This window comes from Rhodopirellula europaea 6C, assembly GCF_000338295.1.
GTDB lineage: Bacteria > Planctomycetota > Planctomycetia > Pirellulales > Pirellulaceae > Rhodopirellula > Rhodopirellula europaea.
In genome coordinates, this window is record NZ_ANMO01000257.1 from 39,901 (window position 1) to 54,680 (window position 14,780).

The following is a 14,780-nucleotide window of genomic DNA, read 5'->3' on the forward strand; positions in this document are numbered from 1 at the left end:
TCGATTGGTTGACCACACAACGCTTGGATTGGGCGGCGATTGGACACCTCAGCGATGAAAATCTTCCAATTCTTTTCGCAATCGTTGCAGCACCCGTGAGCGAGCCTTGTAGACCGTCCATCGACTGACGTTCAGTTCGCCTGCCACCGTCGCGGGATCGCAGCCTTCGACGGCGGTCCGCCAAAACATCTGCCAGGTTTTGGGATCGGTCGATTGCCTCAGGACTTGCAGCATGCGGTTCTGAATCGACTGCACATCATCGGCGAGTTCGCTGGGCGGATCAGAGCTTTCTCGCTCGGCCCACTGCAGCGCTTCGCCATCGAGCACGATCGGAGAACGTTGGTTGGCACGTTGGCGATCGCGAAGTTTGTTGCGAGCGATCGTCCACAGCCATCCGCGAAAAGTGGCGCCGGTTTGGTCCAGGTTGAACCGCGGGAGAGCCTTGGCGACCGCGAGAAACGTTTCTTGCATCACGTCCGCAGCGTCGGCCGACTGGGCCCCGCATCGGCGGATCCATCGGTAGACGATCGGACCGTAGACCTGGACCAGCATCTGCCAGCCCTCATCGTCGCCGTACCGGGCCCGTTCGAGCAAGGATGGATGAGTCGATGGTTCCTCGACGGCGTCGAGTTTCATGAGGTGGCCTGATGCATGGGACGAACGAGTTTGCGAGAGCCGAACCGGCATCCCGCAAGCGTTTCTCCCAAGATAGCAGCCAGATCACTCGGCAAGTGGTGGAGGCCTTCTCACCCTCCGCATCCACCACAACCTCCGCACCCGCCTCCACATCCCGCATCGCCCCCGCCACCGCTGAAGTCGAAACTGCTGCTGCCGTCTCCGCTGCTCCAATCAATCCATCCGGTCGAGTTCGATGCTTTTTGGGCAGCCTGGATTTCTTCCCCGTACAACATGTCGTTGGCGAAAAGTTCCGAGGCATCGGTGAGCACGTAGGCCGCGACCGCGGGACCCCAACACGCCAGGGAGGGCAACTCATCCACATCGCCACCGTCGCTTTGGTGAGCTGACTTCAACCCCGTTTCGGGATAGCTTCGCTGCGATCGTTCTTGGACCGATTTGCCCAGGGAAGTCAAACGCTCACGACCCGCCATGTGAAACGCGACCGCGAACCCGACGGTCGCGATGACCATTTCTAAAATGAGAAACCCAATCGGGCGATCGTTTTGGATTCCCTGCATGCACCTGAGCCCACCAACGACCAACAAAATACCAGCCACCCCCAACGCACCCACGTGAAAACGCTTGCGTTGTTCGGATGATCTCAGCAACCCCGATTCACGCATTTGCGATTCGGCATTGGTTGCGGTGGAATGGATTGCCACCAGCAATCGTTGGAACGATTGCGGAGCGTTGCTGGAAGCCAGGTAGTCAGTGGTCACCTTCATCGCGCTGGCAGCAACCGGATCATCGTCATGCTGGGCCTGCAATGCACCACGATCAAGGATCGTGAATCCATGTTGATCGCACTGGACGATGCCGCGCTTTTGCAATGCTACCAAGGTTGTTTGCAGCAATCGTTTCTTGCCTCCCGCTAGGATCGACAGTTGTCCCCAGCCAACTTTGGGAAGAGCGGAAGGATTGTATGACCAGCCGTTGCTGATGTGAAACCAAACCAACAGGTAGACAAAGCCGACGACGATTGCCGCACCATACAACGCCAAGAACGTTGGTCCGTCCAAGTTGAACGGGAACAGCGCCGCGAAAGGTGTCGCTGCCAATCCTGCGATCGCGAGGTGCGACCCTTGCAATGATTTGCCGGTCAAGTTCGGCTTTGGAATCAGCCAGAACTTGCGTCTGTCAATGCGAAGCGACGCGATCGATTGAGCGAAGCGTTCTTCCGTTGGCGGCCAAATCTCCACCGGGGCTTTGCCAAATGCCCGCTCATAAGATGCAAGCGTTTGTTCGTATTGATCTTGGTATCGAGCACGTTCTTGGGAGCCACCTTTGGTTGGGCCGTGGTGAAGCGGTGATGGCAGGACTGCTTGGCACAGGTCCACCCAATAGTTCTCGGTGTAGACCAAGTGTTGATGCCAAACTTGATCGACCGCGTCCGATGGAGTCACACTGTGACCCGCGGTGGCTGCCAGATACAGAAACCTTCGGTACTCGTCGATGCAGTGACGGGCGTGTTGGATGCTCCAATCGTTTTCCCGGGCCAATCGTTGCGAAAACGAGAGACCGCGAGTGGGCGGATCGGCGGTCCAATCCGCTGATTCGCCTCCAATCGGAAAATGAAGAATTTTCTGCCACAACGCGTCATTCGTGACGTTTTCATGCATTGTTTTCATCATTGAGTTCCTCCAACACAGAAGGGCACGTGCCCAACCCAAACGAGGCGCTGCCGAACCGATTTTTGCAGATTGGGAATGCACGGTGAACGCTCACCGACATGGGAAACACCGGCTAAGATGTCCGCAAAAGGATTGCGATTGACAGGTGTTTTTGGTGCCGGTCGCAAGTTGCCCCGCCGAATCGAGGAAGTTCCATGTTTGCCTGGAAAGATCCATTCTTTCGCCGATTGTTCGCCGCTTGGTTGCTTGGTTCGCTCATGACAACGTCAGCGTGGACGCAGTCGCCAAGCGAGGAATTATCAGTTGGACAGGACTCGACCGCCACGGTTGCGTTGACCTCTGATATGGCGGATCAGTGGGCGAATTTGGTGCTGCATGGCGTCGACACGGAGTTTCCAAACAAACTGTCGCTGGTCTATTCCAACCCCGATCAAATCGGCACGCCCAAAGAACACTTTCCGGCGTTCTATGGATGTTTTGATTGGCACAGCAGTGTGCACGGTCACTGGGTGCTGGTGCGTTTGCTGAAGCAACATCCCGAGATGCCCGCGGCCACCAAAATTCGCGAAACGTTGTCTCGGCATTTGACAGCTGAGAACTTGAAACGCGAAGCGGAGTTCTTTGCTCGCGACGAGAACAAGTCCTTCGAACGCATGTATGGCTGGGCTTGGTTTCTGCGTTTGGCGATGGAGTTGGATTCGTTCGACGATGAAGATGCGGTTCGGTGGCGTGGGGCACTTGAACCGCTCGAGGAATTATTGGTTGAAAGGATCACCGCTTACCTGCCGCTGTTGACGTTCCCGATTCGAACGGGCCAGCATCCCGACACCGGGTTTGCGCTGGGGCAAGTGTTGGACTACGCGAGGTCTCGTGACCTGGACGACTTGGAACAGTTGGTGATCTCGCGGGCTCGCGATTTCTATTTGACCGACATCGATTACCCGGTTCAGTACGAACCGTCCGGTCACGACTTCTTCTCGTCGGCGTGGAACGAGGCGGACTTGATGCGGCGAGTGCTAACGCCGGAGGAGTTTTCAGACTGGCTGGACAAATTTGTTCCGAAGCTGAGACAGCAACTCACCGATGGGACGATCTCACCGGTCAGCGTCAGCGATGTCACCGACGGCAAACTGGTTCACCTCGCCGGGCTGAACCTCAATCGAGCTTGGTGTTTGCAATCAGTCGCGAATCATTTGCCGGAGCAGCATCCTTTGGTAGCCGCCATTCGAACCAACGCGAGAGAACATTTGGTCGCGGGATTGGCTTACATCAACAGCGGTCACTACGAAGGCGACCATTGGTTGGCCACGTTTGGGTTGTATGCGATCAGTGGCGTCGGCCAATTGGGACCGAACCAATGAAAACGATCTCCAAGTCCAATCGTCGTTGGTGGCGACCATTGGTCTCGATTGGTAGCGGAGTGCTGTGTTCGTTGTTCTTTTTCGCAGCGATGTATTTAGGGGGGCAGACCGCATTCGAATTTTCTCGGATGGTCAGCGATGCGATGATGTTGCGTGAGGGTGGCCCGCGTTTGGGGGCACGCAAACTTTCAGGCAACGTGGTGTTGGTGTCCTTCGGGACTTCGAGTGCGGAGCGATTGGGGAAGAAGCCCGACCTCGAGACCGACCGGAAACTCTACGAGAACCTGATGAACGCCGACGCGAAAGTGGTGGCGGATTTGCGAAATTTGGTCTGCACAGATCCGGATGATTTCGAAGCGAGTGTGCGGCCGACTTTGGATTTGATTCAACAGGTTGCTCCAAAACGCAATTTGGTTCGCGATGTTTATCTGACATTGGATGTCGATTACAAAGTTGTGGAGAGCTACAACGATTGCATCGTACATCACGGGATGAGTTTCAAGTCACCAACGATGGTCAGTCGTCATTCGCGAATCTTTCCGATCGCGATGCATGACTACTTCGCACTTCGCGAAACGACTCCGTTTTGGGTCGTGCAACGGTTAACAGACCAGCCCAACGGTGGCCAAACGGGTTTCTTCAAGCGACTTGATGAGGCTGGATTGGTTCAGCACTGGTTGAACATCTTTCCCGAGATGAGCAATCTGCTGCAGCTGGCAAGCGGAGAGGAGACGATCACACCCAATCCACAATTGGCCGACTACCAGGTTGGGCTCAATAAGGTCAATTGGATCGGTTTTGGAAGCGAATTTCCAACCGTCTCACCGGCGGGTATTTGGGTCGATTATGGGTTCAATCCAAGCGACCTGACTCGGTTGGAATACGGCGATCTGGCTGAAGGCGATTTCGATCCGGAATTGGTTCGCGGCAAGGCGGTGCTGATCGATTTGGAAATGTCTTTTGTGCCTTCGTCGGATCGATACGACATTCCCATTCGCGATCGTCAGGCGGACGCACTGGATGTCACCGGCGTCGCGATTGAAACGCTACTCAATGGCATCACCATGCAAATGGCAGCATGGTACGTGACTCCTGCCCTGTTGATCGGATTCAGCGTCTTAGCTTGCGTGATCGCGGCCATTTTTCGGGCGCGTTGGGCGTTGCTGTGCGTGGCGTTGTTGTTATTCGCATACCTTGCAATCTGCACGTTCGCCTTTCGCGGCGGATGGTTTCTCGACATGGCCTTCACGCCCGTTTCGATTTTGGTGGCGGGAGTGCTGGGGGTCGGCATTCGATACTTCGAAGAGATCCGATGGCGACAACGAATTACCGATTTGTTTGGTCGTTATGTGCCGCGGGCGGTGGTTAATCAATTGGTCCAGCAGTCCGAGTTGCAATCGATCGTGGTCGGAGGTGTGACTCGCGAAGTGACTGTCATGTTTGCCGACATTCGCGGATTCACGCAGTTTTCTGAACGACTGCAACCGGAAGACGTTCTGGAAGAACTCAATGGGTTGCTGGAGGTGATGGTTCGTTGCACTTTTGCGGAGGAAGGCACGGTCGACAAGTTCATCGGGGATGCAATCTTGGTGCTGTTCAACGCACCGCTGGACCAAAACGATCATGCGGAGCGTGCGTCCCGTGTTGCTTGGCGAATTCAAGAAGCATTGCGTTCACACAAGAGTGGTTTGTCGATCGGCATCGGTATCCACACCGGGCAGGCTGTCGTCGGTAACGTCGGCACGCCGCAGCGGATGGAATACACCGCGATCGGGAACACGGTGAACGTTGCGTCCCGGTTGTGCGATCGAGCCTTGGCGGGCGAAATCGTGGTTTCCGGCGAAGTCTCGCAACAACTCAGTGATTCGTTTGTGCTGGAAGCGAATGAGCCAATGCAGGTCAAAGGAATCGCCGAGTCATTGGCGACCTCACGATTGGTTGGCTTCGAAAGCGTGGCTAACGAATGAGAATTCGATAGCTGTACGCAAACAGCAGCAGCCCTGCGACCGCGAGGTCCATTCGCGAAATTTGTTGGCTGGTTCCTTTCAGTCGCAACCAGTCGAGCAGGCGACCGGTTGGGCATCCTAGTCGGCAGTAGGCCATCGGAACAAAGCAGGCGATCGCGAGCGTGCTGATCGTCCAGGCGATCGCGGACAATGATGCCAAGTGCCAAAGGTAGCCGTGAAATGGCTCGACAAAGGAAACGTCGGTGGCGGGGCGAATGAGCAAGGCGAGGTAGACCAACAGCAGAGTTACCGCGGGCAAGAATCCCAACGGCTTGGAAAGCCACGATGGGAGGTTCCACTTGCGACGTGAGTTGCTTTTGGGGCGGATCAACTGTTGGGCCGCACCATGGGGACAAAGGTGGTTGCAGTAAGGATTGCCCCGCCGCGTTGGCGGGATGATCACGGAGACGATCGCGAGAACGACCAAACCCAAGGCGAGTTGCCAGGTGACTCCCGAGGTGGCCCAGCCGGCCAGCAGGGCCAGTGACAGCAAGTTGCCAGCGTACAGGCCGATGACCAACCAGACGGCGAAAAGCCACAAGCGACGTAGCCATGTTTGCCGCATCGCTCCGAAGCGAATGAGCAGCGGCAACAGGACCAACGCGACGAGTGTGGCGATGTCCGCGTCAGACAGTCGAGTCGTTTGGATCGATTCTTGGAGGGTATGCAGTTGCTTTTGAAAAGGCGTTTGCCCGAGCGTTTTCCATTCCTCATCCGCCAGCAATTCGGTCGCGAATCTTGGCAGCGTGTAGGCGACGGCCATGCTGGTCATTGTGGCTCCGGAGACGCCTTCGACCTCTTCGGCGGGAGGATCGAAAGCGGCGAGTTCTTCCAGCGTTAGGCCTTCGAAACGTTTCCAGAACGAACGTTCTTGGCGGACGTAATCGACGTAGGGTTCGTTGTCGAATGAGTGCCGGATCTTGGGTCGCAAGAGTCGATGTTCCAGATCCAATCCGATCAGCGCGCTGGTCGGACCTTGGTAACCGATCTCGTCATCGACCAACGCGCCGGTTCGAACCAGGTATCCAAGCTTCGTTCCGCTTTCGTCCTTCACCACGGCCATGCGATTGCCATGGATTTGGGAGGCAGTGGGAAAGAAGGTTTGGGCCTCGGCCAGTGTCAGAGGTTCTGGGAAGACGAGCGAACCAGTCGCGACGCCCAGTCGGCTGAGGATGCCACCTGCCATTGCCAAACTGGTCAGCGTTGCACCGGAGACGCCATCGATCTCGGGAACGCTTCCGTCTGCCAGTTTGCCGCCCCAGGTCAGGCCTTGGAATTGCTTCAAGAACTCGGGAGAGTCTTTGACGGCGTCGACATGCTCATCGGTGTCATGGCTCTGCAGGACGGCAATCGAGCGGACGATGTTTTGTTGGTCGAAGAGCAACAACGCTTCCGTCGGTCCGCGATAGCCGACCGATCCGTTGGCTTCGGGCAAGGTCCTGGCAACGGAACCAAGCGGGATTCGATCGGCATCCAAGATTGCCCATCGACCACGATGGTCCGTCGTGTCGGCGATGGTGCGAGCGGCGGGTTCCACACGTTGGATTTGATCCAGCGATGGTTGAGACGCCACTTCGATCCGTTGATGCGGCGACGGTAGACAGGCCAGCAACCCGATCAGCATTCCAATCCGGATCGCATGCACCGCGCGTCCTCGCCAAGCCGTCCGCTGCCCGGGCGTGGTTCGTTCGTGAGAGCCGTCTGCGATGGGCAGGCTTCGCCCGGACTGTTCGAGTGTTAAGGGGGCAGCGATTTTGATGTCCGCTAATTTCTGGCTTGAATCAACAAGTCACGTTTTCTCAAGTTGGTTTTGGGAAGTGCCGTTCGCGTGAGGGACTATACGACAAAACATGTGTCTTGAACGCAGCGGGCCCCCTCACCCGGATCTCGCTGGACGCTCGGTCCGACCTCTCCCCCAACTTCGTCGGGGGAGAGGTGACAGGCGAGGAATCGGAAACGCAGTAATAGCGTAACGCTGCGTCGGTATCGAGTTTGATCAGCCTCGGATTGGCTCAAGGTTGTTTGACCCATCCGATCGCGTCGAGGTGCACCGTGCCGCCCGAGTCTTTGGCGGAGAAGTCGACGGTCACTTCGGCGCCCGCGGGCAGGAAGTACTTACCGGCCGGAATCGCACCGCCTTGCGTGTCGCGTTGGTTGATCCGAACGGTTTGCGGTTCTTGGCCGGGCGCGGTCACGGTGATGGCTAGCTTCGTGGCACGATTCTCATGAGGGGCACTGTAGATCTGCAACTCGTACTGACCGGCTTCCTTCAATTTGGTTTGGAAGGTGGCGGTCGCGTCGGAGTTGGCCGATGCGTAGCGGTATTCCCAGCCGACGTAGCCCTTGAGGCCTTGTCCCTTGGCCCATTTGCCTGTCGTCTTGGCTTGTCGATCATCGATCACGATGCCGGGCAATTTCTCGGGATCCAAGCCTGACATGGGGCCGTACGGGCCGGCTTTTTCCATCGCGTCATCCGGGATCACGATGGTTGCGGAAGGCGTGCTTCGGCGAGCCTTGCCAGGCAGTTCGAGCAGTTCCAGCAGGTCGTCCAAGTGTTCTTCGTAGATGTCGCGAGGAGTGCAATCGTTCAGTGTGCAAAGAGAGGCGGCTTTGCCAACGACCTCGCCCATCATGCCGCACGTCTTCATCACGCGGACGGTGCCGAGGGCTTCGTGGGTGACGCTGATGCAGCGACCGGCCATGAACAAGTTGTCGACGTTGCGGCTGTAGAAGCAGCGATACGGAACGGGGTATCCGTAAGAACGATCCACGCGGCGGTCGTGCACCGCGATGCTGATGAACGGGTTCTCGGGGAACTTGGTGGCGTATTCCTTTTTGGGGTAGTGCAAGTCGATCGACCAAGTGCTGGGGACGCAGCCATCCGGAAATTCGCGTTTGCTGACGATGTCCTCTTGGTTCAGGACCACGTCGCCGAGCAGTCGGCGACTTTCTCGAGGGCCACCGATGTAAGCCACCCAGGTCAATTGAGCGTTGGGGTGATCGGCGGCACCGTCACCATTCTTCATCGCGTTGAACGCACCGTAGACGGCTCGCAGGTTCCAGTCGCGGATCGCTTCGGCGTCGCCGAGTGGATCGATGTCAAAACCACTTTCCCAGAACCATTGACCATGGTGGTCACGTGGGTACGGGAAGTCGTCCATGTTCAGTGGCAACGCCCAAGGCGTGGCGGGGAATTCAGGAGCCTGCTCGACTTCGTCCCATCGCCACATGTTGCTCATGCCCATGCGGCCTTTGTCGGTGATGTCCAAATCCGCGTTGGCCCATTCGCCGATCCATCCATGGCCGGTGCAGTCGACGAAACGGTCGCCGGCAACTCGCAGGTCTTCGCCGGTTTTCGTGTTCAAGGCCAGCACATGTTCGATTTGCTTGGTTTCGCTGTCGGCTTTCATCTTCACCGCATAGGCGTGATGGTTCAGCAACAGATCGATGTTCGGTTCGGCTGTGACGATCTCTTCTTTTTGCTCGTCACCGAACTCTTCGTAGGTGCCGGGTGACTTGGTGGCTTTGTCAGAGAACTCTTCCACGATCTCGCCGATGCGAGGGAACTTGCCGCGACGGATGTTGCCCATCGCCCACACTCGCACTTCGCTGGAACCGTTGCCGCCCAAAACGCCACGGTCTTGAATCAATGCCACGCGGCATCCCATTCGAGCCGCTGAAATCGCCGACGCCATGCCAGCGTAACCGCCACCCACGACGACCAAGTCATAAGGACCTTTGGTGACAGGTTGCTCGGGAAGGCCCAGTTTGTCACGACGCCACGGCGACAAGACGTCGTCCACGGCAGGCGGTGTTTCGTCCAGTTCGGTGGTCAGATAGATGCAATCGCAACGACCATCGAAACCGGTTTGATCTTTCAGCGACAGTGTGTGGTCACCCTTGTCCAACGAGACCACGCCACCGTCTTGCCAGTCCCAGTTGGCATGTTGGGTGCCAAAGGTGGTGTCGAGTTTTTTGCCGTCGACGTGGAGTTCGAATTTTCCCGGGGAAGGCGACGCGTCCCAGCGACGAACCCAGTCAATCGTGCGAACCCAGACCCGGTACTTGCCGGACTCGGGGATCGCAACGTTGGTGGTCGCATCATCGACCGGTTGCCCCAGTCCATGAGCGATCAAGTACGGCGATCCCATTTGCTGGATGAATTGGGTGTCCAACTTCCATCCGCCATGCGTGTCAAAACTCTCAGCTTCGACAAACACATCCGCCGCTTGCGCGGTTGCGGTCGCGATGGTCACGGAGGCCAACGCCGTCAACGCGATGCGAAGCCAAACGGGGGCGGATTGGCGGTTCGAATACGATGGTCGGGAGCTCTGGTGGGAATGCATTCCAGGGATCGCTTCTCGTTGTGGGGTGGGTTTGCAAGGTGGGATGGGGAACCCGATAGCATAGCCAAAGGTGACATTTTGTTCGCCCGTCTCGAGACCTGCAAACAAGAATTTTCCGCCCCGAGCGAGGCTCACTTCAGAACTTTGGTTCTCGTGATTGGCCAGCGAATTACCGGTTCGTTTTGGGATGAGAGCAGTCTTAATCCTCGAATTTGAGCCAGCCCTTTTCCTTCACTGACGTCCAATCGCAATCGATAGATTTTGGTGGCTTCACCGAGGGAGATTGTGTGCGAATGCCATTGTCCATCGGATTCAATTTCGATCGGGATGTGTTGGCCCTTGGGTAGGGACTGGTCAGGCGTGGTTGTGTAGAACACTTCGCCGTTGCCTTCAGCTTCGCTCAACAGATCGAACGCCAATCGATAGGGTCCCGGTGGAATGTTCTCCGGCAGACGATCAATCGCGATTCCTGGATCGTCACCAGTGAACGTAAGATGCAATTCGGATTCGCGTCGTTCAAGCTGCGTGTTCTTGCGGGCTCGGATGGGACCGTTTGCCCTTTTCGAGGTGTTGGCTTTTGACTTGGGTGTCTTCTTGCGGCCGGTGCCGCCTCGAACATTGTTTTGGGGATCAACGGAAAAATCCGTCCACTCAGGGTGAGTGGCTGTCATCGAGACCGGGTTGTCTGACGGAACTCCGAACTTGGGATCGAAGGTTTGAGTGTGCAGGACCTCCTTCGCTATTTCGTTCCACTTCAGGGCCATTTGCGTCAGGCGATCACGATTCTGATGAGCGAGGTTGTGCTGCTCCGTCCGGTCGGTCGCGATGTTGTAAAGCTCCCATGGGCCTTGGCGGAAGCTCACGATCTTCCAGTCGCCGTCGCGAAGGCCGCGGTCGGACGAAAACAGCAAGTGAATGGGTTGCTCGCGGTTGATGGTTTTGCCTTCGAAAATCGGCAGCAACGATTGGCCCGAAACCGGTCGCAGATCACGATCGGCAAAAGTCGTTGGGATGGTGCTGCCAGCGGCATCGGCGATGGTCGGCAGAATATCGATCAAGTGAGCCGGGCTGCGCTCGATGCTGCCAGCCTTGGTTTTCAGACCCGCTGGCCAATGAACGATGGTCGGCGTGCTGATGCCGCCTTCGGTTTGATTCTGTTTGTACAACCGGAAGGGTGAATTGCGAGCCCATGCCCACCCGGTGGAGTCGCTCCAAGAGACATCGCCACTGGTAGGTTCCGCTTCGATCTTCTGGCTGACTCGATCGTACGGGCAAGCACCGTTGTCGGAAACGAACCAGATCAACGTGTTGTCAAGTTCGCCGGTCTCATCGAGATGTTCGATCAACCGGCCGACTTCTTGATCCACGCGATCGATCATGCCCGCCAACGCAGTCATGCGTTTGTTTTCAAACCCCTGGCGTTTCTCTGATAACGTCTCCCAAGCAGGGATGTGCGCGGGTCGCTCGCTCGGTTGTGATGTCTTCGGCAACAGGCCCAGTTCGTGTTGGCGCTGGACACGTTGCTCACGGATTTTGTCCCAGCCTTCGTCGTAGCGGCCTTTGTACTTGGCGTAGTCTTCCGGCAAGGCTTGCAGTGGGGCGTGCGGCGCATTGAAGGCGAGGTAGAGGAACCACGGATCGGTGGTCTGTTCGGCTTCGTTCAAGAACTGCATCGCATAATCGACATCCGCGACGGTGGTGTAGAAGTCCTTGTCTGGAACGATCCACGGTTCGCCGTTCAAACGGAATGTGTTGTCGCCGCGAAAGTAGTTGCAGGCGCCGCTGAGGTGACCAAAGTAGCGTTGGAATCCAAAGTCAGTGGGCTGTTTGTCGAGGTGCCACTTTCCCGACATGGCGGTGAAGTAGCCATCGGCTTGCAACACTTCGGCGCTGGTGACGGCATGCGACAAAGAGGTGTCGCCGGCGGCGATGCAGTATTGACCGGTCAGCAACGACACGCGGGAGGAGTGGCATTTGGCGGTGTTGTAGAACTGCGAGAAACGCAATCCGTTGGCTGCCAAGCCATCCAAGTTGGGTGTTTCGATCTCGCTGCCGTAGCACCCCAGATCGGAATACCCAAGGTCATCGACCATGATCAACAGCACGTTGGGACGCTGTGGTGGAGTGTCCTCGTCTGCACCGTGGGCGAAATTCGCGACGCTGAAACAGAGCATCAGGAGTGTGGTGCAGGAGATTCGCCGAGCGTTCATTGCGTGTTTTCCTAGGTCGTCGTTCATTGTCTTCGTCGGCATGTTAATCTGAGAAGGATCGTGGCACCCCTGCCGAACTCACTTGATGCCCAAAGATTAGAACCGAAATATGAACCTCGCGAGGCTGGTCCCATCTCAAACATCGTCTCGATTCCTCCGGTCTTTCCCGCGTTGGGCTGGGGCGTTTTGCTGGATCGTCGTGAGTTGCCAAATCGTCTCAGGGGACGAGTCAAACAACGCCGATTCATCCGTCAGCAGCGAGGCACTCCGACCCAACATCATTTATGTGATGGCCGATGACCTTGGATACGGCGACCTCGGGTGCTACGGCCAAACTCGGATTCAGACGCCGCATCTGGATCAAATGGCGGCAGATGGAATTCGATTCACCGATCACTACGCCGGACACACCGTGTGTCGCCCTTCTCGCTTGACGCTGTGGACGGGCAAGCATGTTGGCAGCACTGGATTGATTGGCAACGCGGCTCGCAATTTGACGGGGGAGCAACCGACCGTGGCCTCGTTGCTATCTCAGGCTGGTTATGCCACCGGTGGGGTCGGCAAATGGGCGCTCGGCAATGTGGATGTTCCCGAAGAGATCGAGAACCCAGGCCATCCGCTCGCCAATGGATTTGATGCTTGGACGGGCTACATGAACCAATCCAATGCCCACAACTATTACCCGCCGTTCCTGTGGAAAAACTACAAGCAGAGTTTCTATCCCGGCAACGTGATCAGCACCGATCCGATCGCTCGCGGTCGCGTTGCAGTCAAACGAGAAACTTATTCGCACGACGTGGTGACGGATGCTGCGTTTGATTTCATTCGCGAGCATCAGTCCGATTCTTTTCTATTGCACGTTCATTGGACGATCCCGCATGCCAACAACGAAGGCGGGCGATTGAATGGCGACGGAATGGAGGTGCCGGACTATGGCATCTACGCCGATGAAGGATGGCCCAACCCAGAGAAAGGTTTCGCGGCGATGATCACTCGGATGGATCGAGACATGGGCCGCATGATGGCTTTGTTGGCGGAGCTCAATCTGACCGAAAAGACGCTGGTGATCTTCACGTCCGACAATGGGCCGCATCATGAGGGAGGCCACAGCGATTTGTTCTTCAACAGCAGCGGTCCGCTTCAAGGCAGCAAGCGTTCGATGCACGAAGGTGGCATTCGCGTGCCTTTCATCGCGAAATGGCCGGGGACGATCGAACCGAATTCGATCAGCGATCACCCTTCCGCGTTTTGGGACTTTTTGCCGACCGCGTGCGAGTTGGCTGGTGCGGAACCTCCAGCAGACATCGATGGGATTTCCTACTTGCCCGCTCTGCTGAATCAACCTGAGAAGCAAACCAAGCATCGCTATTTGTACTGGGCCAGCAGCGAAGGCCCGACCTCGGTTGGGCTTCGTTCAGAAAAATGGAAAGCGGTGAACTATCCCGGCGGAACCAAGAAGCGACGCAGCGGAAATGGCAAGCCAGTTGTCAACGAGGATGGTTGGAAACTGTTTGATTTGTCGTCTGATCCGGGGGAGAAAAACGATGTTTCAAAAGAACATCCCGAGGAGCTGGAACGATTGGTCGAAATGGCTCGCGAAGACGGGCTGTTTTGAGGGGATGCCCTCGTTGAGCCGGGTTTGGTGGATTTTTTGCTGCGCGATCGGCGGTCGCAATTAGGATGAAATCGGAGACGTCGCGAATAGCAGCGACCTTCTCCGATCCCACCTGTTTTGACCCACCTTAGAAGATCGACACCATGATGAAGAAGACTTCGACGGCCGCATTCACGCTGGCCCTTTCATTCGCCGCACCCGGTTTCGCGGGCGATTGTTTTCGCAAAACCACCTGTGCCCCCAAGTGCGTGACCGCTCCCGCGTGTCCCACCGAGGTGACGAACTGTTCATCAGTCGCCGGTGGCATGACTGCTCACGACATGGGCGGAATGGACAATCCCAGCGAACTGAACGTCGCGTTGACGACCGAGCTGGTCGCATTGCGAGCTGAAGTCGCGGCGGCTAATCAATCGTTGGAAGAGAAAGACGCTGCGATCGCGGAAGCAAATGAGAAGGTCGCTTCATTGGAAGAGCAGATTGCTGCCTTGAAAGCCGATGTCGCAGCCCAAACTGAGCGAGCCAAGAAGGCTGAGAAACAGTCTGACGACGCTCGGGAGCTAGCCCAGCAAGTTGAGACGATCGCTCAGCAACAACGCAAAAAGCTTCAGCAAGAAGTCGAAACATTGAAGAAGGACATGGAAGCTCAAACGAGCAAATTGCAACAGCAGCTCACCAGCGCGAAGGCCAGCTTGGACAAAGCCAACGCGGCTTTGGAAGAGGAACGCAAGCAACGTGAAGAAGAGCGTCGCCAGCAAGAACAGAAAGCTGCAGCGAGTGCGAAGGACGAAGAGGAACCGTCGGACGCATCGGATGAGGAAGCTGCAAAATCAGAAGATTGAAGTTTGGGTTTTGAAGGAATGTTCGGCGTTGGTTGACGCAACGCCGAACATTCATATTCAAGCGGTAGTCGTGTGAGCGAGTTCCTGGGAATTC

General features: G+C 56.7%; 9 protein-coding genes. 4 read left to right on the forward strand and 5 right to left on the reverse strand.

The window, feature by feature from the left end; genetic code table 11:
- Positions 1-48: 48 nt before the first annotated feature.
- Positions 49-636 carry an RNA polymerase sigma factor gene (locus RE6C_RS27295; RefSeq protein ID WP_008661886.1) on the reverse strand — a complete coding sequence of 196 codons (588 nt, stop codon included), beginning with the start codon at positions 634-636 and terminating at the stop codon, positions 49-51.
- A 110-nt stretch (positions 637-746) separates the two neighbouring features.
- The gene (locus RE6C_RS27300; protein ID WP_039963612.1) at positions 747-2,309 is read right to left on the reverse strand and encodes a TIGR04222 domain-containing membrane protein; all 1,563 of its coding nucleotides are present in this window, start codon (positions 2,307-2,309) and stop codon (positions 747-749) included.
- Positions 2,310-2,503: 194 nt separating this feature from the next.
- On the opposite strand from RE6C_RS27300, the gene RE6C_RS27305 reads away from it, so the two are divergent.
- Together RE6C_RS27305 and RE6C_RS27310 are read left to right on the forward strand one after the other, a co-directional pair.
- The gene (locus tag RE6C_RS27305; protein WP_039963614.1) at positions 2,504-3,670 is read left to right on the forward strand and encodes a DUF2891 domain-containing protein; all 1,167 of its coding nucleotides are present in this window, start codon (positions 2,504-2,506) and stop codon (positions 3,668-3,670) included.
- Positions 3,667-5,637 carry an adenylate/guanylate cyclase domain-containing protein gene (locus tag RE6C_RS27310; RefSeq protein WP_008661897.1) on the forward strand — a complete coding sequence of 657 codons (1,971 nt, stop codon included), beginning with the start codon at positions 3,667-3,669 and terminating at the stop codon, positions 5,635-5,637. The genes RE6C_RS27305 and RE6C_RS27310 overlap by 4 nt, the downstream gene beginning before the upstream one ends.
- On the opposite strand, the gene RE6C_RS27315 is transcribed toward RE6C_RS27310, so the two are convergent.
- The 3 genes from RE6C_RS27315 to RE6C_RS27325 form a co-directional block, all read right to left on the reverse strand.
- Entirely contained in the window at positions 5,627-7,321 is a 1,695-nt protein-coding gene (locus RE6C_RS27315; protein ID WP_008661898.1) for an FMN-binding protein, read from the reverse strand. The two genes, RE6C_RS27310 and RE6C_RS27315, sit on opposite strands and share 11 nt — an antisense overlap.
- Before the next feature lie 367 nt (positions 7,322-7,688).
- Positions 7,689-10,157: an FAD-dependent oxidoreductase gene (locus RE6C_RS27320; RefSeq protein WP_008661899.1), complete on the reverse strand. Its 2,469-nt coding sequence runs from the start codon at positions 10,155-10,157 to the stop codon at positions 7,689-7,691.
- Entirely contained in the window at positions 10,154-12,274 is a 2,121-nt protein-coding gene (locus RE6C_RS27325; RefSeq protein WP_008661902.1) for an arylsulfatase, read from the reverse strand. The genes RE6C_RS27320 and RE6C_RS27325 overlap by 4 nt, the downstream gene beginning before the upstream one ends.
- A 157-nt stretch (positions 12,275-12,431) precedes the next feature.
- Between RE6C_RS27325 and RE6C_RS27330 the strand changes: the two genes are divergently transcribed.
- Both RE6C_RS27330 and RE6C_RS27340 read left to right on the forward strand, forming a co-directional pair.
- Positions 12,432-13,847, forward strand: a complete 1,416-nt coding sequence (locus RE6C_RS27330) for an arylsulfatase (protein WP_008661904.1) — start codon at positions 12,432-12,434, stop codon at positions 13,845-13,847.
- Between the two features lie 143 nt (positions 13,848-13,990).
- Positions 13,991-14,686 (forward strand): hypothetical protein, encoded by a 696-nt coding sequence (locus tag RE6C_RS27340; RefSeq protein WP_236618565.1) that lies wholly within the window; start codon positions 13,991-13,993, stop codon positions 14,684-14,686.
- Positions 14,687-14,780 lie beyond the last annotated feature (94 nt).

Bases quoted from the DNA above. Each gene is read 5' to 3' on its own strand.
- RE6C_RS27295 (WP_008661886.1), bottom strand. From the start codon at position 636: ATGAAACTCGACGCCGTCGAGGAACCATCGACTCATCCATCCTTGCTC.
- RE6C_RS27300 (WP_039963612.1), bottom strand. From the start codon at position 2,309: ATGATGAAAACAATGCATGAAAACGTCACGAATGACGCGTTGTGGCAG.
- RE6C_RS27305 (WP_039963614.1), top strand. From the start codon at position 2,504: ATGTTTGCCTGGAAAGATCCATTCTTTCGCCGATTGTTCGCCGCTTGG.
- RE6C_RS27310 (WP_008661897.1), top strand. From the start codon at position 3,667: ATGAAAACGATCTCCAAGTCCAATCGTCGTTGGTGGCGACCATTGGTC.
- RE6C_RS27325 (WP_008661902.1), bottom strand. From the start codon at position 12,274: ATGCCGACGAAGACAATGAACGACGACCTAGGAAAACACGCAATGAAC.
- RE6C_RS27340 (WP_236618565.1), top strand. From the start codon at position 13,991: ATGATGAAGAAGACTTCGACGGCCGCATTCACGCTGGCCCTTTCATTC.